Raw genomic sequence first — 20843 nt, 5'->3', positions numbered from 1 at the left:
AGCAACAACGGAGTTCGACCATGAGCCACTCGATGACGACGGAACTCGACGAAGCGCAGCAGGCCTATAGAGAGGCAGCGCGTGACTTCGCCCAGGCCGAACTGGCGCCGCACGCCGCGCGATGGGATGCGGAGGGCATCTTTCCGCGCGAGGCGATCGCCAAGGCAGGGGAACTCGGGTTCTGTGGTTTGTACATGGATCCCGAGGTCGGTGGCAGCGGCTTGAGCCGTCTGGACGCCGCCGTCGTCATCGAGGAGCTCGCCAATGTGGATCCGTCCACGGCGGCCTATGTCAGCATCCACAACATGGCGTCGTGGATGGTGGCCAAGTGGGGCCAGCAGAGCCTGCGTGCCGCGTGGGGCGCAGACCTCTCCTCCGGCACCAAGCTGGCCTCGTACTGCCTGACCGAGCCGGGTGCCGGCTCGGACGCGGCCTCGCTGAAAACCAGCGCGGTGCGTGACGGCGACGATTACGTACTCAATGGCTCCAAGGCCTTCATCTCCGGCGCCGGTGCCACCGAACTGCTGGTGGTGATGGCGCGTACGGGCGGTCCAGGCGCGGGCGGCATCAGCGCGATCGCGGTGCCGGCCGACCTGCCGGGCATCAGCTACGGCCGCAAAGAAGAGAAGATGGGCTGGAACAGCCAGCCGACCCGTGGCATCACGTTCGAGAACGTGCGCGTGCCGGTCAGCCATCTGCTCGGCGAGGAAGGCAGTGGTTTCAAGCTGGCCATGAAGGGCCTGGACGGCGGTCGCATCAACATCGCCGCCTGTTCGCTGGGCGCTGCCCAGGGCGCACTGGATGCCGCCCGCCGCTACATGGGCGAGCGCCGCCAGTTCGGCAAGGCGCTGTCGGAATTCCAGGCGCTGCAGTTCAAGCTGGCCGACATGGCCACCCAGCTGGTCGCCGCCCGGCAGATGGTGCACACCGCGGCGCGCAAGCTCGACGCCGGTGCCAGCGATGCCAACGTGTGGTGCGCGATGGCCAAGCGCTTCGCCACCGACGCCGGCTTCAACATCTGCAACGACGCGCTGCAGATCCACGGCGGCTACGGCTATATCCGCGAATACCCGATTGAACGGTTGCTGCGCGATTCGCGCGTGCACCAGATCCTGGAGGGCACCAACGAGATCATGCGTGTGATCGTGGCCCGCCACCTGCTCAACACTGAAGAGGAACTGCGATGATGGAGTGGCGCCAGCATGATCATGTCGGCCTGAAGGTCGAGGCCGATGGCCACGTCGCGGTCATCACCCTCAACAATCCGCCGGCGCATACCTGGACCGTGCACAGCCTGTCCGCGCTGCGCGATCTGGTCGGCGCGCTCAATGCAGACCGCGATGTCTACGCGCTGGTGATCACCGGCGATGGCGAGAAGTTCTTCTCCGCCGGTGCCGACCTGAAGCAGTTCGCCTCCGGCGACAAGGCCGCCGCACGCGAAGCTGCACGTCGCTTCGGCGAAGCCTTTGAAGCGCTGTCCGGCTTCCGTGGCGTGTCCATCGCGGCGATCAACGGCTACGCGATGGGGGGCGGCCTGGAATGCGCGCTGGCCTGCGACCTGCGCATCATCGAAGAACACGCCCAGGTGGCGCTGCCGGAGGCCACCGTCGGCCTGCTGCCGTGCGCCGGCGGCACCCAGAACCTGCCGCGCCTGGTCGGCGAAGGCTGGGCCAAGCGCATGATCCTGCTTGGCGAGCGCATCGATGCGGATACCGCACTGCGTATCGGCCTGGTCGAAGAAAAGGTCGCCAAGGGCGAAGCCAAGGCACTGGCGCTGGCGTGGGCGCACAAGGCGGGCAAGCAGAGCCCGACCAGCATCGCCGCGTGCAAGACGCTGGTGCAGGCCACCCGCACCGGTACCCACGCCTCGGCGCTGGTGGCCGAGCGCGAGGCCTTCGTCGATCTGTTCGACAGTGCCGACCAGGCCGAAGGCGTGAACGCCTTCCTGGAAAAGCGCGCTGCAGAGTGGAAGAACGCATGAGCACGCCGGCCGCCAGCGACGAGGCACCGGTGCTGTTCGAAGAGCGCACCGCCGGTAATGGCACGCGCATCGGCATCGCCACGCTCAACGCCGCCCGCACCCTCAACGGGTTCTCGCTGCCGATGGCGCACCTGCTGCGCGAGCGGCTGGAGGCCTGGGCGCTCGATGATGGCATCGCGCTGGTCGTGCTGCAGGGCGCGGGCGAAAAAGCGTTCTGCGCCGGCGGCGACCTGCACAGCCTGTACCGCAGCATGGTCGACTACCGCGAGAGCGGAAAGACCGACATCCGCGACAACGCCTACGCCGCTGAATTCTTCGACGTCGAGTACCGCGTCGACTACGCGATCCACACCTATCCCAAGCCGATCCTGTGCTGGGGCCATGGCATCGTCATGGGCGGCGGCATCGGCCTGATGTCCGGCGCCAGCCACCGCGTGGTCAGCGAGCGCTCCAAGCTGGCGTTCCCGGAGATCACCGTCGGCCTGTTCCCGGACGTGGGCGGCAGCTGGCTGCTGCCGCGCGTACCGGGCAAGGGCGGCCTGTTCCTGGCCCTGACCGGTGCGCCGCTCAACGCCGGCGATGCGATCTATGCCGGCCTGGCCGATATCCACATCGCCGAGGCACAGCGCGAGACCGTGTTCAACGCGCTGGCGGACGTGCACTGGAGCCGCGATGCCAAGCGCAATCACGAACAGTTGACCGCGCTGCTGCAGCAGCACGCCAGCGATGCGGCCACCGGCCCGCTGCTGCGCAATGCCGCCGCCGTGGATGCGCTGTGCGCCGGTGACGACGTTGGTGCGATCGTCGAGACGATTCTTGCCCTGGAGACCGAGGACGCCTGGTTGAAGACCGCGCAGGCCACGCTGGCCGCCGGTGCACCCGGCTCGGCGCGTCTGGCGTTCGAGCTGCAGCGCCTCGCCGACGGCGCAACGCTGGCCGAGGTCTACCGCATCGAGTACATCGCAGCACTGCATGCGGCTGCCCACGGGGATTTCGCCGAAGGCATCCGCGCGCTGCTGATCGACAAGGACCGCACCCCGCAGTGGCAGCCGCGCACGCTGGCGGACGCCACGGCCGAGTGGGCCCGCACCTTCTTCGTTTCGCCGTGGTCCGATGCCGCGCATCCGCTGGCCGACCTCGGTGCCACCGTCCCTGAAAGGAGCCACGCATGAGCCGTATTGCATTCATCGGGTTGGGCAACATGGGTGGCCCGATGGCCGCCAACCTGGCCAAGGCCGGTCACGCCGTGCGCGTGTTCGATCTGGTGCCCGCCGCCGTGCAGGCCGCCGTCGATGCCGGCGCCACCGCCGCCAGCTCGGCACTGGATACGCTGATCGACGCCGAGATCGTCATCTCGATGCTTCCCGCGAGCCGCCACGTGGAAGGCGTTTACCTCGGTGATGATGGCCTGCTGGGCGATATCCCCGGTGGCGCGCTGGTCATCGACTGCAGCACGATCGCCCCGGCCACCGCCCGCAAGGTCGCCGAAGCGGCCGCCGCGCGTGGCCTGCAGATGCTGGATGCCCCGGTGTCCGGCGGTACCGCAGGTGCCCAGGCCGGCACGCTGACCTTCATCGTCGGCGGCGAAGCCGAGGCGCTGGAGCGTGCGCGCCCGCTGCTGCAGGCGATGGGCAAGAACATCTTCCACGTCGGTGCCAGCGGTGCCGGCCAGGTCGCCAAGCTGTGCAACAACATGGCGCTGGGCGTGATCATGGCGGTGACCGGTGAGTCCATCGCCCTGGGCGTGGCACACGGGCTGGACCCGAAGGTGCTCTCGCAGATGATGGCGGTCAGCACCGGCCGCAGCTGGGCCACCGAAGTATGCAACCCGTGGCCGGGCGTGCTGGAAAACGCCCCGGCCTCGCGCGGCTACAGCGGCGGTTTCGGCAGCGATTTGATGCTCAAGGACATGGGCCTGGCGGTGGAAGCAGCGATGAGTGTCGGTGCCTCGATCCCGCTGGGCGAGCTGGCCCGCAACCTGTATTCGATGAATCACCAGGCCGGTCGCGGCAAGCTGGATTTCTCCAGCGTGGTGCAACTGATCACGCACGACAAGTAGCGGGTAGTGCCGGCCGCTGGCCGGCAACTTCACTATCGAAACCGGCGACATCCGGCTTCACCGGTAGGCAACGACCGTTGGTCGTTGCAACGGAACAAGATGCATCCCATGGGTACGCCCACGGGATCCACCGCGGTGGGATGGGCGGTTGCCAGACGTTTGCGTCAGGCAGCCGCCCATTTTTTTTTCGGGTCACTCGGCCGTCGCCGGCGCGCCCGGCAAGTCCCGGCAGCGTGCCTGCATATGCTCGCCACCGGGTGTGCCGGCACGGATCTCCCCGTCCTGCAACCACCCGTAGATTTCGCGCCGCACGCGATACGCCGCATCGGCTGACTCGACCACGTCTGTATTGTCGCTGGCGAGCGGGGCACCCGGCAGCGCAGCCTCCGGGATCCTGCCCAGGACCGCCAGCTGCGTGCACAGACCGGCGTAGTAGGCAGTGCGCTCGTCAACTGCACCGCGATCACCGGCGGCGAAGCCCAGGGCGTGGAAGGTTTCATGCGCGACCAGGTCCACGAGATTGGCCTCGGTCCGCGCGCGCGCTTCGTACACCCGCATGGCCAAGGTCAGATGCGGCACGCGGAAGCGCAGCGATCGGGTGCGCAGGTTCAGGCGCGTTCCGTGGGGCACGAGCAGTGCCGTATAGGCCGCGCGTCGCTCGGGATACCACTGCTGGGCGTGGCGTGCAGCGGCATCGATCAGGGCGCAGGCATCGGTAGCCGGCAGGGTCGCCGGCGGATAGGCCGCGATCCGGATGCGGGTTGCCGCGTCAGGGCAGGCGTAGGTCTCTGGCAGCCCGGGTGCAGCCGTGCCGGGCAGATACAGATCGGTCACCACGTGCACGAACCCGGCGCCGCCGAAGAGAGACAGCGCGTTCATCCCGTTCGAGGCGATCGCCTCGGGTGGCGCGATGGGAGCGGTAGCGCAGCCCCCCAGAAAACCGCTGAGCAACAGCGCGACCAGAATCCTGTGCATGTCCGTTTGCCAGTGAGGATCGTCTGGCCAGTCTACGGTGGCGACGGGGATGTGTGCCCGTCGCCACGGCAGGTCATGCGGGGGGATCAGACCACCGTCAGCGTCACGTCGATGTTGCCGCGGGTCGCATTCGAGTACGGGCACACGATGTGCGCCTTCTGCACCAGCGCTTCGACCTGCTCGCGCGGCAGGCCCGGGACCGAGATTTCCAGCGCCACTTCGATGCCGAAGCCGGTCGGGATCTGGCCGATGCCGACCTTGCCGGTGATCGCAGTCTCGGCCGGCAGAGCGACCTTGGCCTGGCCGGCCACGTACTTCAGCGCGCCCAGGAAGCAGGCCGAGTAGCCCGCGGCGAACAGCTGCTCCGGGTTGGTGCCCGGGCCGCCCGCACCGCCCAGCTCGCGCGGGGTGGAGAGCTGGATGTCCAGCACGTTGTCGGAAGAGACGGCGCGGCCGTCGCGGCCGCCGTTGGCAGTGGCCTGGGCGGTATACAGAACGTTGGCAATGGACATGGGAATCTCCTGCGGAGTGAAAAGGGTGGGCCAGATGGCAGGTGTACTGTGCGCGCCCGCATCGTACTTGTGGCAACATTTCGTCCAGAAAACTTGATCTGGAGTCCGCCATGGTCGACCGACTGCAATCCCTGCTGGACCGTTTCGCGGTGTCTGCCGAGGTCTTCCACGCGGGCGCGCTGTGCGGCATCAACGATCTGCCCGGCGATGGCGAGCGTGGTCAACTGCATCTGATCCGCGAGGGCCATGTACGCGTCGAGCACCCGGATGGCAGCACGCTGCAGATCACCACGCCCAGCGTGCTGCTGTACCCGCGCCCGCTCGCGCACCGCTTCGTCACCGATGCCACGCGGGGCGCGGATTTCGCGTGCGCCAACCTGCAGTTCGAAGGGGGCGCCAACAACCCGGTCGCCGCTGCGCTGCCGCCGATCGTGTGCCTGCCGCTGGAGGGCTTGTACGGCGGCCAGCCGGTGCTGTCACTGCTGTTCGAAGAAGCCTTCGCGCAGCGCTGCGGCCGCCAGGCGCTGCTGGATCGTCTGTTTGAAGTCGTGCTCATCCAGATCCTGCGCGCGCTGATGGAAAGCGGTCAGATCCGCGTCGGCCTGCTCGCCGGCATGGCCCATCCGCGCCTGCGTCACGCGCTGGTGGCGATGCATGAAGCGCCCGCCGACGAGTGGACGCTGGAGTCGCTTGCGCAGCGCGCCGGCATGTCACGCAGCGCCTTCGCCGACAGCTTCCGCGACACCATCGGCAGTACGCCCGGTCATTACCTGCAGGGCTGGCGCACCCGCCTGGTGCAGCAGGCGCTGCGCCGCGGCCATCCGCTCAAGCGCATCGCCATCGACGTGGGCTACGGCAGCGAAGCAGCGTTGTCGCGCGCGTTCAAGGCGCAGACAGGGCAGTCGCCGCGGCAGTGGAAACAGGGCAGTGTGGCCACCGAACGATAACGCGATGCACGCCGACGTCGCTCAGATCGCCCACTCCCGATCCGTCGTGAACATGATCGTCAGCCAGCGGTCCGGCGACTCCTCACCCAGCGCTTCGCCGATCTCATCGCGCAGGCGATCCCATTCGATCAGCGCCCGCGGTGGATCATCGGCGCGCACCACGAAGAACAGCTCGATCTGCTCACCGCGCCCGACCTTGGCCACGTAGCTGCGGTATTCCAGGAAACCGTGCCTGGCCACGATGTCGCGCGCCACCTCGTCCACGTGGGTCTGCAGATCCAGCGGGGTGATCAGCAGGATGTCCGACAACGCCTGGCGCACCGTGCCCATCGGCGCCACCACCACGAACAGGCAGACCACCAGCAGGATCGCCGGATCGATGTACGGCACCAGCCACGCCCACTGCGTGCCACCCAGCACGTAGCCGCCGACGAAGGCGACCAGATACGCCGCCGACATGCTCGCCGCGACCACCCAGTTCTTGGCATCGAGTGCGATGAAGTCCGAGCCGATCGACCGGTTCGCCCGCCGTACGAACAGTGCCAGCCCGGTTTCGGCCACGATCGAGATCACCGCAAACAGGATCGCCGGCCCGAGCGCGATCTCGCGCCCGCCGGACATCAGTGCGTCCACCGCGTTGACCGCCGCGTACAGCGCCGCGCCGATCATCAACGTCCCGCTGACCCCGAGCACGATCGGTTCCAGATGCCAGAAGCCCATGGTGAAGCGCTGGTTCAAGCGCGACTGCAGGGTATCGACGTGGGTCGACAGGCTGATCAGGCGCACCACCAGCAGCGACAGCCAGGTCATCACCACGTCGATCAGGCCGTAGATGCCGTCGAAGATGATCAGCGAGGAGTTGGCGAGCAGGCCAAAGGCCACCGCTGCGGCGGCCATCGCAAAGGAGGCGGCGATCGACAGGCGCAGGACGCCTTGTTCTGTGGTGGGGTCGAAGCTGGGTAAACGGAACGCGGGCATGGGCGCCTGGGAGGGACGTGCAGGGCTGCATTGTCTACTGCCGTCGTTGCAGGCGTGTACTGGTTGGGCGCGTTGATGCCCACAGCGCCTCTCGGGCAGCGTTCATTGGAAGCGGGTAAACTATTGATTGCGCTGGCAATGCCAGTGATTCCAGATGCACCTGCAGCCGATGACCACCCAGCCCGCCACCGACGCCAACGCGCGTTACGCCGCCTCCCTGCGCCTGTCCGTCGCCCCGATGATGGACTGGACGGACCGCCATTGCCGGTACTTCCACCGGTTGCTGGCACCGGGCGCACGGCTGTACACCGAGATGGTGCACGCCAACGCGGTGATCCACGGCGACCGTGAGCGTCTGCTGGGCTTCGACGGCAGCGAGCATCCGCTCGCGCTGCAGCTCGGTGGCAGCGATCCGGCCCTGCTGGCCCAAGCCGCGCGCATCGCGCAGGAGTGGGGCTACGACGAGGTCAACCTCAACTGCGGCTGCCCCTCCGATCGGGTCCAGGCCGGGCGCTTCGGTGCCTGCCTGATGCGCGAGCCGGCCTTGGTGGCCGAGTGCGTGGGCGCGATGGTCGCCGCGGTGGACATCCCCGTCACGGTCAAGTGCCGCTTGGGCGTGGATGACGACAACGACTACGAAACCTTCCTGAACTTCGTCGATCAATCGGCCAACGCCGGCAGCGCGATGTTCGTGGTGCATGCCCGCAATGCGTGGCTGAAGGGCCTTTCGCCGAAGGAAAACCGCGAAGTGCCGCCGCTGCGCTACGACTGGGCGCACCGGCTCAAGGCCGACCGCCCTCAGTTGCAGATCGTCCTCAACGGCGGCCTGGCTACGGTCGAGGCCGCGCAGGCCCAGTTGCCGGCGCTGGATGGGGTGATGCTGGGCCGTGCGGCCTACCACGACCCCTACGTGCTGCATCAGCTGGAGTCCGCCCAGACCGGTGCACCGTTGCAGTCACGCGAGGCGCTGCTGCGCGCCATGCAGCCCTACATCGAGGCCCAGCTGGCCCGTGGGCTGGCGCTCAAGCACATCACCCGCCACCTGCTGGGCCTGTTCCACGGCCAGCCGGGCGGGCGCGCCTTCCGCCAGATCCTGAGCGAAGGCTCGCACCGCGTCGGGGCCGACTGGAACCTGATCGAGCAGGCGCTGGCGGTGACCCGTGCCCAGGCCGAGCGCGTCGCGGCGTGAGCCGCGTCACCTTGTCAGCTTGACAAGGACCCCGGTTTAGCCGCCAATGTTCACTTAGATGAACAAAGCGGGGAGGCAGGCGGAAAAGTTCAGACCGGATTCACTGGCTAAAACCAAGAATTCGCTAAAGATTCGTAAAGCGCCGGCCCAGGCTGGCGGTTGCCGATTCACAACTTTTGAACGTTTAGCCGCGCTCCGCTAGGATCAGACCGATGTTCTCCGTGACCCGCCACCGCCGCATTGCCGCCTTCGCCCTTCTGGCGACGGGCGCAGCTGCCTCCACCAGTGCGTGGGCGCAGATGCCGCCGCCGGAAGCGGCCCGTGCCGAGATGATGCGTACGGCCGAACGCGGCGGTCCGCAGGAGCGCTCGCTGTCCGATGCCGTGCGTCGGGTTCAACGTACTACCGGTGGACACATCCTTGGCGCCGAGCGCGTGCCCTTCGATGGGCGCGATATCAACCGGGTGAAGTACATGGATGACCGCGGTCGCGTCCGCTATATGGACGATCCGGCGACATCGCGTTCACAGCCCCGCACGCCGCGCTCGGATATGTCATCACTACGCGGCGATAACCCCTGAACAGGGATAGTTGTCCGTAGTCATCTGCATTACCCACTGGCCCCATGGGGCCATACCCAGGACACTAGGGAGAGTTCATGCGTATCCTTCTGGTCGAAGACGAAGCCCCGCTGCGGGAAACACTGGCAGCCCGGCTCAAGCGCGAAGGCTTTGCCGTCGATGCTGCGCAGGACGGTGAGGAAGGTCTGTACATGGGCCGCGAAGTTCCGTTCGACGTCGGCATCATCGATCTTGGCCTGCCCAAGATGTCGGGCATGGAGCTGATCAAGGCCCTGCGCGACGAGGGCAAGAAATTCCCGGTGCTGATCCTGACCGCGCGTTCGAGCTGGCAGGACAAGGTCGAAGGCCTCAAGCAGGGCGCCGACGATTACCTCGTCAAGCCGTTCCACGTCGAAGAGCTGCTGGCTCGCGTCAATGCGCTGCTGCGCCGTGCCGCCGGCTGGAGCAAGCCGACGCTGGAGTGCGGCCCGGTCGCGCTGGATCTTGCTGCACAGACGGTCAGCGTCAACGGCAGCAACGTGGATCTCACCAGCTACGAGTACAAGGTGCTGGAGTACCTGATGATGCATGCCGGTGAGCTGGTCTCCAAGGCCGACCTCACCGAGCACATCTATCAGCAGGACTTCGACCGCGACTCCAATGTGCTGGAGGTCTTCATCGGCCGCCTGCGCAAGAAGCTCGATGCCGACGGCGAACTCAAGCCGATCGAAACCGTGCGTGGCCGCGGTTACCGCTTCGCCATTCCGCGCAACGAAGGCTGAGCTGCGGCTGGCGATAGATGATGTCCGGCCGTCTGTGGTTCTTTAAACGCTGGCGGCCGCGCTCACTGCAGGCGCGCCAGCTGTTGGCCGCCTCGGTGGGCCTGGTGGCCTTCCTGGCCCTGGCCGGCTACGCGCTGGACGCCGCCTTCGCCGATACCGCGAAGGCCAACCTGCGCGAGCGTCTGAAGAACTACGCCACCGCGTATGCGGCCGGCATCGACTTCACCCGTGACCGCTCGCTGTACATCCGTGAGCAGCCACCGGATCCGCGCTTTGACGTCCCGGGCAGCGGCCTCTATCTGCAGGTCGTGATGCCGGACGGCAAGGGCAACTCCATGTCCGCCGAGGGCCCGATGCTGCCCACGGTAGGCGGCGGCATGCTGGCCCCGCGCCAGGAGGTCTTCGAAGGCCCGTTGCCGATGATCCAGATCGATGGCAGCGAGGGCTCGGCCTACCGCTATGGCATGGGCCTGGTCTGGGATGCCGACGCCGACCCGGCCACCGAATTCCCGTACACGATCTACGTGCTCGAAGACTCGCGCGCGCTGGGCGCACAGCTGCGCGTATTCCGCGGGCGCGTGTGGTTCTACCTCGGCGGCATCGGCCTGATCCTGCTGCTGCTGCAGACGGTGATTCTGCAGTGGAGCCTGCGTCCGATGCGGCGCGTGATCAATGAACTGACCAAGGTCCAGCGCGGTGAAACCGAGCGCATGAGCGAACGCCATCCGCGCGAGCTGGAACCGCTGACCGACAGCATCAATGCCTTCATCGAGAGCGAGCGCGAGAACCTCGAACGCCAGCGCAACACCTTGGCCGATCTCGCGCACAGCCTGAAGACGCCGCTTGCGGTATTGCGTACGCAGCTCGACAGCGGCGCACGCGATGAGGATCTGCGCGAGGAATTCGACGTGCAGCTGCGACGCATGAACAACCTGGTGTCCTACCAGTTGGCGCGCGCGGCATCCTCCGGTCACAAGCTGTTCTCCGCCCCGCTGCCGATTGAATCCAACGCCGAAGAAATCGTGCGGGGTCTGGAGAAGGTGTACGCGTCCAAGGGCGTGCTGTGCGAATTCGATATCGACCCGGCCGCGCGTTTCCACGGCGAGCCCGGCGATCTGCAGGAACTGCTCGGCAACCTGCTGGAGAACGCCTTCAAGTGGGCCAAGCGTCGCGTGTTGCTGACCGCGCATCCGTTGCCGGCACCCGGTGCGCGTCGCGCCGGCCTGGTGCTGTCGGTGGATGACGATGGCCCGGGTATCGCACCGGAAGACATCGCCAAGGTGCTGCAGCGTGGCGTGCGCGGCGATGAGCGGGTGCAGGGTCACGGCATCGGCCTGTCGATCGTGCAGGACCTGATCAAGGATTACCGCGGCGAACTGCAGGTGAAGCGTTCTCCGGAACTGGGTGGTGCACGCTTCGAAGTGAAGCTGCCGCCCGGGCCGTAAGCGCCGTACCGACCAACGGTCGGTACCTGCCGATGGCCCGTACCCCGGCATTCCCACGGGACAGGTAGCCCACGACCGTTGGTCGTGGCGCGCGTCACCGCATCAGCGGTGACGGACCATAGAACCGCTGCAGATGCCCGGCGACCGCCGGCATCTCGCGCGCGAGCAGAGCCGGTGCGGAGAAGTGGTACTCGCTCACCACCGCGAAGAATTCTTCCGGCGCCTCGGACGCATACGGATCGATCAGCGTCTCGCGGCCCTGGTCCACCTCGGCGCAGAACGCGTCATAGGCCTGCTGGAAATCCGCCGCCCATTGTTTCTGCCACGCGCGCGGCAACGGCGGCGTGCCGTCGATCGCCCCGTCCAGCGCATCGATCTTGTGCGCCATCTCATGCACCGCCACGCAGAACCCGGCCTCCGGATCGGCGATGTCGGCCTGGATGTCGGCCCACGACAGAATCAGCGGACCGCTGTCCCACGATTCGCCGATCAACGCATCGTCCCATTCGTGCAGCACGCCGGCCGCATCCACCTGGCTGCGGTGCACGCGGAATGCGTTGGGATAGACGATCAGCTGCGACCAGCCACGCAGGCCGATCTCGCCCAGTTCCAGCAGCGGCAGGCAGCAGAGCGCGGCCAGCAACACGCCATCGGTGTCCTCCAGCTGCAGTTCGGCGGCCGGGCTGATGGTCTTCTCGTGCAGGAAGCGGGCGGCGAGGGCACGCAGGCGTTCGCGGCGGGCAGCGTCCAAGTGCTGCAGCCAGGCGGCGCGGCGGCAGGTGGTGTCCCAGAGGGTAGGGTCGATCTCGCGTGGCGTACGGCGCAGCCAGCCCAACAGTCGTTCGATCAGCGGAACATACCCGGCAGGAAGCTGTGCCACTTGGGTGCGCGCAGGCGCGGCAGCACGTCGTCATCGCCACCACCGCCGGTGCTGGTTCCGCTGCTGGCGCTGGGTTTGACCGTGGCCGGTGCGGCGGCGGCCGAGGCCGAGGCCGGTGCACTGCGCTCGTTCTCGCCTGCCGAATAGACACACGCACCGCGACCCGCAGTGGTGAGCGCATCGGAAGCGTGCGCGGCCAGCGGGGCCATCAGGAGGAGCAGGCAATGGGCGAACGGGCGCATCGTCAACATCCAGCGGCGGGTCAAGTTCTCGATTCTAGCCCGATTCGGCCGGAGGATTGGAAGGCCTCCGGGCGGGCGCTGGCGGCGGCTTTCCCGCATACTTTTCCCGTTTACCCGATGGAAGCTGCCGTGGACGACCGCCAACTGCTGGCCAAACTGGGCGCCGGGCGCCTGTCCGGCGACGCGCTGGCGCGCGAACTGGGCCAGACCCGCGCCGCGATTTGGAAGCGGATTCAAGGACTTAGGGCGGCTGGCGTCGATATCGACGGCCGCGCCGGTGACGGCTACCAGTTGCAGCAGCCGCTGGATCTGCTGGACGCCGAGGCCATCCAGGCGGCGTTGCCGGCCGCCGTCGGCGACCAGCTGAGCTCCCTGCAGACGGCCTGGTCGGTCGCGTCAACGAACAGTGAATTGCTGCGCTGCAGCGCGCCGGAGCGCGGCGCGATCGTCCTGCTGGCCGAGCGCCAGACCCGCGGCCGTGGCCGCCGTGGGCGGGCATGGGCCTCACCGCTGGCGGCGCATGTCTATCTCTCGGTGCTGCGGGGGTTTGCCGGTGGCCTGTCGCGGCTGGGCGGGCTGAGCCTGGTCGCCGGGGTCGCGGTGGCCGAGGCACTGCGCGAGGCCGGCTATCCGGACGTCGCCCTGAAGTGGCCCAATGACCTTGTCGTCGACGGGCATAAGCTCGGCGGCCTGTTGATCGAGGGCGGCGGTGAGTTCGCCGGCCCCGCACGTGCGGTGATCGGCCTGGGCGTCAACGTGCGCATGCCCGCTGCGTTCGCCGCGGAGATCACTCAGCCCTGGACCGATCTGGACACGTTGTCCGGCGCACAGACGTCGCGCAACGTGGTGGTCGCGCGCATCCTGGCCGGCCTGCTGCCGGCGCTGGATGCGTTCGAGCAGGACGGCCTGGCACCGTTCCTCGCGCGCTATGCCGCGCTGGACAGCCTGGCCGGGCGCGAGGTGCAGGTGGAAGAAGGCGGCGTGCTGTTTGCCGGCACGGCGTTGGGTCTGGCCGACGACGGGGCGCTGCGCGTGCGCATCGACGGCAACGAACGGGTTTTCCATGCGGGCGAAGTCAGCGTGAGGGCGCAATGAGCGACTGGTTGTTTGATCTGGGCAATTCGCGCTTCAAGTTCGCGCCGCTGCAGGGCGTGCGCGCGGGCGACGTGCAGGCGTGGCCGCATGGCGCTGAAGCGATGCCGGCCGCGGCACTGGATGCGCTGCCGTCAGGCGACACCGCCTACGTTGCCAGTGTCGCCGCACCTTCGTTGACCGCGGCCATGCTGGACGTATTGCAGGCGCGCTTCCGCCATGTCCGCGTGGCACGTACCGAAGCCGAGTACGCCGGTGTGCGGATCGCCTATGCCGACCCCGCCCGCTTCGGCGTGGACCGTTATCTGGCGCTGTTGGCGGTGGCTGCACGTGGCCAGGCGGTGCTGATCGCCGGCGTCGGCACCGCGCTCACCATCGATCTGCTCGACGCCGAGGGCCAGCACCACGGCGGGCGCATCTCGGCCTCGCCGACCACCATGCGCGAAGCGTTGCACGCGCGTGCCGTGCAGCTGCCGGCCGCGGGCGGTGACTACAGCGAGTTCGCCAACGACACCGCCGATGCGCTGGCCTCCGGCTGCGATGGGGCCGCGGTGGCGCTGATCGAACGCAGCCGCGTGCAGGGCGGCGAACGGCTCGGTGCGTTGCCGCATCTGCTGGTGCACGGCGGCGGTGCGCCCGCGTTGCTGCCGCTGCTCGGCGATGCCGAATTCCAGCCCTCGCTGGTGCTTGATGGGCTGGCCCGCTGGGCCGTGCATCAACCGCCATCGGCAGGCTAGGATCAGCCGATGCTTACCCGTGCCCTGATCGTCGTCCTGGTCATTCTCAACCTCGGTGTCGCGCTGTGGTGGCTGTTGCGTGGCGAACCGGCCAGCGAACCGCCGGCCTCGCCGGCCGGTGTGGCGCAGCTGGAGGTGTTGCCGGCCACCCAGGCGCCGACGACCATGGTGGCTTCCCCGGATGCCACGCCAGCCCTGCAGGACGTGACGCCCGCCTCCGCGCCGGCGACCGCCGTGGCTGACACCTCTGCGCCCAGGCCCGCCGCCAGCGTGCCTGCGCCCGCTCCGGTGGCCGCCGCACCCGCACCGCCCGCCGTACCCGCACCCGTCACCGCACCGCCCGCACCCGCACCCGCACAGTGCGTGAGCCTGGGGCCCTTCGCTGACCGCGCTGCCGCCCAGGCCGCCCAGTCGCGCGCCGGGGCTGCCCTGCGTGGGGCCAAGCTGCGGGAGGTGGCCGATGCCGGCGCCACCCGTTACCGCGTGCTGCTGCCGCCCGCCGCCAGCCGGGAGGCGGCGCAGGCCACGGTCAAGCGGATCGTGGCAGCGGGCGTGAGCGACTACTACATCATTGCCCAGGGCGAGGACACCAACGCCATCGCCCTGGGCCAGTACCGCAATCGCGAAGGCGCCGATCGCCGCCTGGCCGCCCTGAGCGCGGCCGGTTTCAAGGCAACCATGGTCGCCAGCGGAGGCGATGGCAGCGCGCAGTGGTGGCTGGATGCGACCCTGGCCGACGGTACCGGCACCGCCGTGGCCCGCCAGCGCAGCGGCGCGGCCCAGCACCGCTCGCTGGAATGCGCGCGCTTGCGCTAGAATCCCGGCTCCGCGACGGGTCGTCCCGCCGCGATGCCGATGCCGGCATAGCTCAGTTGGTAGAGCAACCGCCTTGTAAGCGGTAGGTCCCCAGTTCGAATCCGGGTGCCGGCACCATTGATGCACGGTCGATGACGACTGCTGCAGCGCCGCGAGTCGTATCACGCCGCGCTGGCTATGCTGGGCCTCTTTGCAACGGAGGCAACAGCGATGGCGATGTATTCCCCGGTTTCCCTGATTGGCGTGCCCACCGATATCGGTGCGGGCCACCGTGGCGCGGGTCTGGGACCGGACGCCCTGCGCATTGCCGGGCTGGGGGATGCACTGGCCGCGCGCGGCGTGGACGTGCGCGACCTTGGCAACCTGGCCGGTCCGCGCAACCCGTGGACGGCACCGGTGCACGGCTACCGCCATCTTGACGAAGTGGTGGCCTGGAACCGCGCGCTGATGGACGCGACCTACGGCGAACTACAGGCCGGGCGCATGCCGATCATGCTCGGCGGCGACCACTGCCTGGGCATCGGCTCGATCACCGCGGTCGCGCGCTGGTGCCGCGAGCAGGGCAAGGACCTGCGCGTGCTGTGGCTGGATGCGCATTCGGATTTCAACACCAGCGAGGTCACCCCGTCAGGCAACGTGCACGGCATGCCGGTGGCCTGCCTGTGCGGGCTCGGCCCGGACGCGTTGACCCGGCTGGGTGGCGATGCGCCGGCGATCCGCCCGCAGCAGGTGCACCAGATCGGCATCCGCTCGGTGGACCAGGAAGAGAAGCGCCTGATCAAGCAGCACCAGGTGGATGTCTATGACATGCGCTACATCGACGAAGCCGGCATGAAGCGCACGATGGAGGCAGCGCTGGCCGGCATCGATGCCAACACGCACCTGCACGTCAGCTTCGACGTGGATTTCCTGGATCCCAGCATTGCACCCGGCGTCGGCACCACGGTGCCGGGCGGGGTGAACTACCGCGAAGCACAGCTGGTGATGGAGATGATCGCCGACACCGGGCGCATGGGATCGCTGGACATCGTGGAGCTGAATCCGCTGCTGGACAACCGCAACGCCACCGCGGAGCTGGCGGTGGATCTGGTCGAAAGCCTGTTCGGCAAGTCGACGCTGATGCGTGATTGAGGACGTCTGGCTGAACAGCGTTTTCCTGCATTCACATCCGCTGCACGCCTCTCCCGCCAGATTGCACGTCACGCGGCGCCGTGTGTTTCGACCCACAGCGCTGCAGGTCAGGAAGAGGAGTTGCGCTGGCGTGCTCATCTGACAGGCGGGACCGGATTCCGGTATTGAATTTGATCAACCAGGAGAACCCTATGAAGCGTGTTATCGCACTGATGCTGTTGTCGATGTTCTCGGTCGCCATGCTGTCCGGCTGCAACACCGTTGCTGGTGCTGGCAAGGACGTGCAGAAGGCCGGTGAAACGGTCGAAGGCGCTGCCAAGGGCAACTGATCCACGGATCAGGCGTCAACGGAAAAGGCCGGGGATTCCCGGCCTTTTTCATGTCCAGAAAATGACCGCGCAACGTGTGTGGTGAATCCATTCAAGCTCGTGAGTGTGCGCTTCATCGTCGCTTGACCGCGTGCCAACGCGGGCGGGCGCATTCTGATCCCACGGCGAGATTGCCGTTGCAATCGAGGAAGCGAACCCATGAACAAAGACATCATTTCCGGCAAGTGGACGCAGCTCAAGGGCAAGGCGCAGGCCAAGTGGGGCGACCTGACCGACGACGATTTCAAGGTGGCCGAAGGCAACGCCGAGTACCTCGCAGGCCGCCTGCAGGAACGCTATGGCTGGGCACGCGACCGTGCTGAAACCGAAGTCCGCGACTTCGAAGCTGCCATGCGCAAGGATTATCCGGATTACCACTGAGGGGTAATCCGTGACGACGGCACCGCCGTCGGGGGTTGAAACCGGAACGGGCCGCGAGAGCGGCCCGTTTTTGTTGGGGTGCCTTGGCGATCAGCGGCGACGATACAGCGGTGGATCGGGCACGTACTGGCCGGGGAAGGCCTGTGGCTCGCCACGCACGGGCCCGTTCACCCGCGAAATGATGCCGCGTGCCACCAGGTTGCGTTCGCTGTCGTAGCGCACCTGCACCTGTTGCGCCGGAGACGCGGTATCGCGCTCGAATGTGGTGTTGCGCACCCGCGACGGCTCGCGCTGGCCATGGCCGGTGCCCAGTTGCGGTGCCGGCGCGGTGGTGGAACCGGTCACGCGGGCGGTCTCCATGGAAGACGACCGTGCCTGGGGGCGCGCCTTGGCATCGGCCGCGCCGGCCACGGCGGGCGCGGCGTCCCAGGACACGCGCCCGGCTTCGTGGAAGACCGCCACACCGATCACGCCGATGTTGGCCGGGCGCCCGGTGCGGCCGGCGTAGCTGCGGTCCGGATCGGTGAACACGAACTGCGCGACTTCCTCGGCGGATTTGCGCCAGCCGTGGATATCGGTGGTCTGCCACGGGTTGAGCACGTAGCCGGTCTGGTGGGGCGCGGCCACCTCGCCGCTGATGGCATTCAGACCATCCACCGAGAGCACCACCAGCACCCGCTCGGCGCTGCCGTTGCGCAGGCGCACGCTGTAACGGTGGCCCTGCTGCCCCGCGATCCAGCGCTGGCCGTCCTTGCGGTACTGGGTCAGGGCCTGGCCGCTGTCGCGGTCGATCACCGTCAGGTGGATCGGACCGGTGTCGTGACGCAGCGGGACCGACGGTTTGAAGCCGCACAGGGCCAGCACGGCAAGCAGGGGCAGGATCAGGTGTTTCATGGGAAGGCTCCGCAGGGCAGGTGCAGGATCAAACGCACGGCCCCGGCCAACGGGGTCGAGCGCGGGCAGGTAAACTGGGGCGGTTCATCTGTCCGCATCGATTCCCCATGACTACCCGCGTTCTTACCGGCATCACCCCCTCCGGCACGCCCCACCTGGGCAACTACGTCGGCGCCATCCGTCCGGCGATCACCGCCAGCCAGGCCTCGGAGATCGAGAGCTTCTTCTTCCTGGCCGACCTGCACAGCCTGATCAAGGCGCAGGAGCCCGAGCGCACCCAGCGCTCCACGCTGGAGATCGCGGCAAGCTGGCTGGCGTGCGGGCTGGATCCGGACAAGGTGTGGTTCTACCGGCAGAGCGACATCCCGGAAACCACCGAGCTGATGTGGTTCCTGACCGTGATCGCCAGCAAGGGCATCCTCAACCGCGCGCACGCCTACAAGGCGGCCGTGGACAAGAACCGCGAGGAGCAGCTGGATGACGACGCCGGGGTCAGCGCGGGGTTGTTCATGTACCCGGTGCTGATGGCCGCCGACATCCTGATCTTCAAGGCCAACCGCGTGCCGGTCGGCCGCGACCAGATCCAGCACATCGAGATGGCGCGCGATTTCGCGCAGCGCTTCAACCATGTCTACGGCCAGGCGTTCTTCCCGCTGCCGGAGGTCGTGATCGATGAGCAGGTCGCCACGCTGGCGGGCCTGGACGGCCGCAAGATGAGCAAGAGCTACCACAACACCATTCCGCTGTTCGCCCCGCGCGCGGAGCTGAAGAAGCTGGTGTTCTCGATCCTGACCGATTCGCGCGCACCCGGCGAGCCCAAGAGCACCGAAGGCTCGGCGCTGTTCCAGATGTACCAGGCGTTCGCCACCCCGGAGCAGACCGCGGCGTTCGCGCAGGCCTTCGCCGAGGGCATCAGCTGGGGCGATGCCAAGCAGCAGCTGTTCGAGCGCATCGACAGCGAGATCACCCCGCTGCGCGAGCGCTATGACGCGCTGATGGCCGAGCCGGAAAAGATCGAGGCGCTGCTGCGTCGTCGTGGCCAGCAGCTGCGCGAGCAGTTCGCGGTGCCGTTGCTCAAGGAGCTGCGTCATGCGGTCGGCCTGCGCGATCTCTCCACCGCCGGTGACGTGCCCAGCGAGGAAAGCGGGGCCGCACGCGCTGCACCGCCGCTGTTCAAGCAGTACCGCGAACAGGATGGCCGCTTCTACTTCAAGCTGCAGGCCAGTGACGGCACGCTGCTGATCCAGAGCGAAGGCTTTGATTCGCCGCGTGACGCCGGCCAGCTGATCGGCGTGCTCAAGCAGACCGAACATGGCGACGGCCTGCAGAGTGAGCTGTTCAAGCTCGAGGCCGAGGTGGACGTGGTGCTGGCCGCACTCCAGGCGCTGCGCGGGTAATGCCGGCGGCTGTCCGGCGACCAGGTAACCGCAGCATCACGTAGTGCCGGCCGCTGGCCGGCAACCAGGCGAACGCCCCATCACGCAGGCATCGACCGTGGGTCGATGCAACCGCTATGGCATGATGCCCCTGCACGCCGCAGGGGCGTGTTCCTGCACGGGAGACTGCGATGGCCTGGTTGTCGTTGTTGTTGTTCCTGCCCTGGTTCGTGCTGCTGGGCACGCTGTACTGGCTGTTTCCGCGCCAGCCGCGTGGCACCGCGCGCCGCGTGTTCGATGGTGCTGCGCTGGTGCTGGCCTTCGTGCTGAGCATCCTGGCGATGCTGTGGGGCCACCACATCGGCGTGGTCCAGAACGATGCCGGACCGATCTGGCGACAGGTGCTGGCGGTGCTCTATGCCTACGGTGCATTCCTGGCGGTGATGGTGGCCGCGGTGCTGCTGCGTGGGCCACTGCTGAGCGCGACTGCGACCAAAGCCGCATCGAAGCCGCTGCACTGATCGACGTAAGATGGAGGCGTTTCGTGCCAGGGATGTGTTGATGCACTCCGAGCCCAGCATTCATACGATTGACACCGCGTTCCAGCGCGATGATTTCGATGCCGCCTACCTGATTGTCGAGAACGGCCGGGCGGCCTTCATCGATTGCGGTACCGGCTTGGCCGTGCCGGCGATGCTCGCCGCGTTGGCGCGCGCCGGCTGCACACCCGAGCAGGTCGACTGGCTGATCCTCACCCACGTGCATCTGGACCATGCCGGGGGTGCCGGCCTGCTGATGCAGCAGCTGCCCAACGCCACGCTGGTGGTGCATCCGCGCGGCGCGCCGCACATGATCGATCCGGCCCGGCTGATCGCCGGTGCCACCGAGGTCTATGGCGAAGCGGAGATCGCGCGCAGTTATGGGCCGATCCTGGCGGTCCCTGCCGACCGGGTGGTGATTGCCGAGGAGGGCCACACCGTGGATCTGGCCGGCCGCCCGCTGCTGTGCGTGGATACGCCCGGGCACGCGCGTCATCATCTGTGCGTGTGGGATGCACGCAGCCGCAGCTGGTTCACCGGCGATACCTTCGGGCTGTCCTACCGCGAGCTGGACAGCGCGCAGGGGGCCTTCATCGTGCCGACCTCATCGCCGGTGCAGTTCGATCCCGAGCCGCTGAAGCAGTCGATCGCGAAGATGCTGGCCTACGATCCACAGGCCATGTACCTGACCCACTACGGGCGCGTGGCACCGCCGCGGAAACTGGCGGCGGATCTTGTCGAGCAGATCGATGCGATGGTCGAGATCGGTCGCCAATGCGATGGTCGGCCGGATCGGCATCGCTGCCTGGTCGCGGCGCTGACCGCGCTGTACCTGGAACGCGCGCAGGCGCATGGCTGCCCGCTCGATGATGAGGCGGTGACCCGGGTGCTGGCGATGGACATCGAACTCAACGCCCAGGGCCTGGCCTGCTGGCTGGATCGCGATCGGCGCTAGTGCA

24 protein-coding genes and 1 tRNA gene are annotated in these 20843 nt (G+C 67.6%); 19 read left to right on the top strand and 6 right to left on the bottom strand.

Translation table 11 applies throughout. From position 1 onward, the window contains the following. The first annotated feature begins 20 nt into the window (after positions 1-20). From ABE483_RS03120 to mmsB, 4 genes are read left to right on the top strand one after another with little or no spacing between them, the layout of a single operon-like run. A complete protein-coding gene (locus ABE483_RS03120) occupies positions 21-1187 on the top strand; it encodes an acyl-CoA dehydrogenase family protein (protein WP_121044261.1) in 1167 nt (388 codons plus the stop codon). Next, positions 1184-1981, top strand: coding sequence for an enoyl-CoA hydratase (locus ABE483_RS03115; RefSeq protein WP_346481097.1), 798 nt, complete (start codon positions 1184-1186; stop codon positions 1979-1981). Before ABE483_RS03120 ends, ABE483_RS03115 begins: the two co-directional genes overlap by 4 nt. Beyond that, positions 1978-3153, top strand: a complete 1176-nt coding sequence (locus tag ABE483_RS03110) for an enoyl-CoA hydratase/isomerase family protein (RefSeq protein WP_346481096.1) — start codon at positions 1978-1980, stop codon at positions 3151-3153. Before ABE483_RS03115 ends, ABE483_RS03110 begins: the two co-directional genes overlap by 4 nt. Beyond that, positions 3150-4040, top strand: a complete 891-nt coding sequence (gene mmsB / locus ABE483_RS03105) for a 3-hydroxyisobutyrate dehydrogenase (RefSeq protein ID WP_346481095.1) — start codon at positions 3150-3152, stop codon at positions 4038-4040. The genes ABE483_RS03110 and mmsB overlap by 4 nt, the downstream gene beginning before the upstream one ends. Before the next feature lie 192 nt (positions 4041-4232). On the opposite strand, the gene ABE483_RS03100 is transcribed toward mmsB, so the two are convergent. After that, a complete protein-coding gene (locus ABE483_RS03100) occupies positions 4233-5015 on the bottom strand; it encodes a hypothetical protein (RefSeq protein WP_346481094.1) in 783 nt (260 codons plus the stop codon). 86 nt (positions 5016-5101) lie between these two features. Beyond that, positions 5102-5527: an organic hydroperoxide resistance protein gene (locus tag ABE483_RS03095; protein ID WP_346464218.1), complete on the bottom strand. Its 426-nt coding sequence runs from the start codon at positions 5525-5527 to the stop codon at positions 5102-5104. A gap of 110 nt (positions 5528-5637) precedes the next feature. Between ABE483_RS03095 and ABE483_RS03090 the strand changes: the two genes are divergently transcribed. Next, complete coding sequence (locus ABE483_RS03090; RefSeq protein WP_346481093.1) at positions 5638-6474, top strand: AraC family transcriptional regulator; 837 nt, start codon at positions 5638-5640, stop codon at positions 6472-6474. A gap of 21 nt (positions 6475-6495) precedes the next feature. On the opposite strand, the gene ABE483_RS03085 is transcribed toward ABE483_RS03090, so the two are convergent. Continuing rightward, positions 6496-7452: a cation transporter gene (locus ABE483_RS03085; RefSeq protein WP_346481092.1), complete on the bottom strand. Its 957-nt coding sequence runs from the start codon at positions 7450-7452 to the stop codon at positions 6496-6498. A gap of 169 nt (positions 7453-7621) precedes the next feature. On the opposite strand from ABE483_RS03085, the gene dusA reads away from it, so the two are divergent. From dusA to ABE483_RS03065, 4 genes are all read left to right on the top strand, one after another. Continuing rightward, positions 7622-8641, top strand: coding sequence for a tRNA dihydrouridine(20/20a) synthase DusA (dusA, locus tag ABE483_RS03080; protein WP_346481091.1), 1020 nt, complete (start codon positions 7622-7624; stop codon positions 8639-8641). Positions 8642-8853: 212 nt separating this feature from the next. After that, entirely contained in the window at positions 8854-9222 is a 369-nt protein-coding gene (locus tag ABE483_RS03075) for a hypothetical protein (RefSeq protein WP_313208862.1), read from the top strand. A gap of 77 nt (positions 9223-9299) precedes the next feature. After that, on the top strand, positions 9300-9983 hold the full coding sequence (locus ABE483_RS03070) for a response regulator transcription factor (RefSeq protein ID WP_019185514.1): 684 nt from the start codon (positions 9300-9302) through the stop codon (positions 9981-9983). A 20-nt stretch (positions 9984-10003) separates the two neighbouring features. Next, a complete protein-coding gene (locus tag ABE483_RS03065) occupies positions 10004-11428 on the top strand; it encodes a sensor histidine kinase (protein WP_070474511.1) in 1425 nt (474 codons plus the stop codon). 94 nt (positions 11429-11522) lie between these two features. On the opposite strand, the gene ABE483_RS03060 is transcribed toward ABE483_RS03065, so the two are convergent. Both ABE483_RS03060 and ABE483_RS03055 read right to left on the bottom strand, forming a co-directional pair. Further along, positions 11523-12308: a M90 family metallopeptidase gene (locus ABE483_RS03060; protein ID WP_346464207.1), complete on the bottom strand. Its 786-nt coding sequence runs from the start codon at positions 12306-12308 to the stop codon at positions 11523-11525. Continuing rightward, on the bottom strand, positions 12275-12550 hold the full coding sequence (locus ABE483_RS03055) for a hypothetical protein (protein WP_121044234.1): 276 nt from the start codon (positions 12548-12550) through the stop codon (positions 12275-12277). Before ABE483_RS03055 ends, ABE483_RS03060 begins: the two co-directional genes overlap by 34 nt. A 129-nt stretch (positions 12551-12679) precedes the next feature. Here ABE483_RS03055 and birA point away from each other — a divergent pair, with 129 nt between their 5' ends. The 7 genes from birA to ABE483_RS03020 all read left to right on the top strand — a co-directional run bounded on the left by birA (position 12680) and on the right by ABE483_RS03020 (position 17075). Continuing rightward, a complete protein-coding gene (gene birA / locus ABE483_RS03050; RefSeq protein ID WP_313208860.1) occupies positions 12680-13645 on the top strand; it encodes a bifunctional biotin--[acetyl-CoA-carboxylase] ligase/biotin operon repressor BirA in 966 nt (321 codons plus the stop codon). After that, positions 13642-14379 carry a type III pantothenate kinase gene (locus tag ABE483_RS03045; RefSeq protein ID WP_346481090.1) on the top strand — a complete coding sequence of 246 codons (738 nt, stop codon included), beginning with the start codon at positions 13642-13644 and terminating at the stop codon, positions 14377-14379. The genes birA and ABE483_RS03045 overlap by 4 nt, the downstream gene beginning before the upstream one ends. Before the next feature lie 9 nt (positions 14380-14388). Further along, on the top strand, positions 14389-15195 hold the full coding sequence (locus ABE483_RS03040) for an SPOR domain-containing protein (RefSeq protein WP_346481089.1): 807 nt from the start codon (positions 14389-14391) through the stop codon (positions 15193-15195). Between the two features lie 41 nt (positions 15196-15236). After that, positions 15237-15312: transfer RNA gene (locus ABE483_RS03035), tRNA-Thr, on the top strand. 93 nt (positions 15313-15405) lie between these two features. Further along, positions 15406-16326, top strand: a complete 921-nt coding sequence (gene rocF / locus ABE483_RS03030; RefSeq protein WP_313208857.1) for an arginase — start codon at positions 15406-15408, stop codon at positions 16324-16326. A 191-nt stretch (positions 16327-16517) separates the two neighbouring features. Then, entirely contained in the window at positions 16518-16655 is a 138-nt protein-coding gene (locus ABE483_RS03025) for an entericidin A/B family lipoprotein (protein WP_019185522.1), read from the top strand. Between the two features lie 198 nt (positions 16656-16853). Beyond that, the gene (locus ABE483_RS03020; RefSeq protein WP_019185523.1) at positions 16854-17075 is read left to right on the top strand and encodes a CsbD family protein; all 222 of its coding nucleotides are present in this window, start codon (positions 16854-16856) and stop codon (positions 17073-17075) included. A 90-nt stretch (positions 17076-17165) separates the two neighbouring features. Here ABE483_RS03020 and ABE483_RS03015 read toward each other — a convergent pair whose 3' ends face one another. Beyond that, positions 17166-17969: a hypothetical protein gene (locus ABE483_RS03015; RefSeq protein WP_346481088.1), complete on the bottom strand. Its 804-nt coding sequence runs from the start codon at positions 17967-17969 to the stop codon at positions 17166-17168. 107 nt (positions 17970-18076) lie between these two features. Between ABE483_RS03015 and ABE483_RS03010 the strand changes: the two genes are divergently transcribed. From ABE483_RS03010 to ABE483_RS03000, 3 genes are all read left to right on the top strand, one after another. After that, on the top strand, positions 18077-19366 hold the full coding sequence (locus ABE483_RS03010) for a tryptophan--tRNA ligase (protein WP_313208855.1): 1290 nt from the start codon (positions 18077-18079) through the stop codon (positions 19364-19366). Between the two features lie 170 nt (positions 19367-19536). After that, a complete protein-coding gene (locus tag ABE483_RS03005; protein ID WP_019185526.1) occupies positions 19537-19866 on the top strand; it encodes a hypothetical protein in 330 nt (109 codons plus the stop codon). Between the two features lie 40 nt (positions 19867-19906). Next, entirely contained in the window at positions 19907-20839 is a 933-nt protein-coding gene (locus ABE483_RS03000) for an MBL fold metallo-hydrolase (RefSeq protein WP_313219911.1), read from the top strand. Positions 20840-20843 lie beyond the last annotated feature (4 nt).

Source organism: Stenotrophomonas sp. TWI602 (genome assembly GCF_039674045.1).
GTDB lineage: Bacteria > Pseudomonadota > Gammaproteobacteria > Xanthomonadales > Xanthomonadaceae > Stenotrophomonas.
Note: the sequence above shows the minus strand (reverse complement) of the source record. Positions and strands in the feature narration are given on the sequence as shown.